This is a genomic window from Pseudoalteromonas sp. ECSMB14103, assembly GCF_000813065.1.
Lineage (GTDB): Bacteria > Pseudomonadota > Gammaproteobacteria > Enterobacterales > Alteromonadaceae > Pseudoalteromonas > Pseudoalteromonas marina.
The window spans coordinates 1-1,586 of the sequence record NZ_JWGY01000022.1 but is presented as its reverse complement, the minus strand read 5'-3'; the positions used below and the strand labels follow the sequence as shown (position 1 = coordinate 1,586).

Sequence of the window (1,586 nt, the reverse complement as noted above, 5' to 3'; positions counted from 1 at the left end):
GGCGTTGGTATGACTCCCACTGTCAAGTTAAACGCACTGATCCTTGCCTAACTTTTTAAGCCATAATTACTTCAGCTCGAATTAGAGCGAGTTAATACATAGGATGAAGCAAGTAATGTCGTCGGTTATCTTGCTGATATTCGTTGGTTATTACTATTTCTAGTAACAGAGCAGACCTTACTTAGTTCGTCGTGGCACCTGTCTTCAGTCTATGTTCGTGGTTCAATGCAGCGTTAGCTGCATTGCCATCCTAACGCCGTCGGTGGTTGTGCCACACCCGATGCTTGATCCCATGCACTAACTCTAATTCGTTTATCATGCGGGTACTCTTGCCAATCTAAGTTTTGTATTCACTGGCGTAAGCACTACTTCTTTAGCTATTGCCCATATGTATGCAATCATTTCTCGGGCAATTGCAGTGACAACTAGATTGTAATGTTTTCCTTTGGCTATCATTTTTTTATAACGCTTGCAGAGCCTAAGCTGCGCTTTCCACGCAATATCAATAATGTCCTTTGGTAAACCTTCTTGTCGTTTTTGCATATCTGTCGATATATTTGCCGCATACCGATAAGTGTGCGCACCTTCAACAAGAAGGCGTCTTGCTCGGCCGTTTCCGCATTTTGTGATAGCGCCAATATGGCGTTTGCCACCACTCGAGTGTTCACTGGGTACAAGACCGAGATAACTCATTAATTTACGGGGATGATCGAAGCGAGTTAAATCGCCCAGCTCAGCAACAACGCCGGCGGCGACTAATAATCGAACGCCACGCATAGCTTGTATTGCTTTTACTACAGGGTAATAACGCCATTGATGGACGTGATGTGTTAGTTCATTGTCTAGTCGTTCAAGTCGGCTTATTCGTTCGGTAATTGTTTGTAAAAACTCTTGTAAGACGATGTGCTGTGCAGGATGTGGAAGCACAAGCTCAGTGAGCCAACGTAAATGTTTTTGTGACCAATTCGCAGTGCCTTTGTAATTAATATTATTGCGAAGCAGCAACGCTTTTAATTGATATTTAGCATCTTTTAAATCTTTCATGGCCACTTCGCGTGTACGAGATAAATCGCGTACAGCTTCATCTTCAGGCTCGGGAACATAAATAGGTGTTAAATCTTCAGATTTAAGTAATTTAGCGAGCTTAAGAGCATCACGTTTATCGGTTTTGATTTTCTCACCGGGTTTTTTAGGAATAAGAGAGGGTGCAACCACATAACAACAATGGCCGAGGCTGGTGATTAATCTGTAAATCCAATAACCACAAGGGCCGGCTTCATAAACAAAGTGTAGTGTTGCGCCAGGGTATTTAGATTCAAACTGACGAACAAGCTTTTGAACGGCCACTTTGGAAGATGAGAATCGACCAAGGTGAACAGGTTGTGCCCTTCTATGTTCTTCAATATAGGCAACTTCATTGAATTCTTTATGTGTATCAAGACCGATAAAAAGTATGCTATGTTTATTCATGTTAGCCTCTGCTGTTTAGTTATTTGACAAACTAATTATGGCTCTGGCTTTGAATTAAGCTAACCCACGAAAAGCGGAGGCTAACACCGTGTGGGAGTCATTATGTCTATATGCCT

General features: G+C 42.2%; 1 protein-coding gene. It reads right to left on the bottom strand.

What is annotated here, in order from left to right; genetic code table 11:
* Positions 1 to 315: 315 nt before the first annotated feature.
* On the bottom strand, positions 316 to 1,470 hold the full coding sequence (locus tag RF53_RS19040; RefSeq protein WP_039038576.1) for an IS110 family transposase: 1,155 nt from the start codon (positions 1,468 to 1,470) through the stop codon (positions 316 to 318).
* Between the last annotated feature and the right edge of the window lie 116 nt (positions 1,471 to 1,586).

Coding starts and splice junctions, on each gene's coding strand:
- RF53_RS19040 (WP_039038576.1), bottom strand. CDS start 1,470: ATGAATAAACATAGCATACTTTTTATCGGTCTTGATACACATAAAGAA.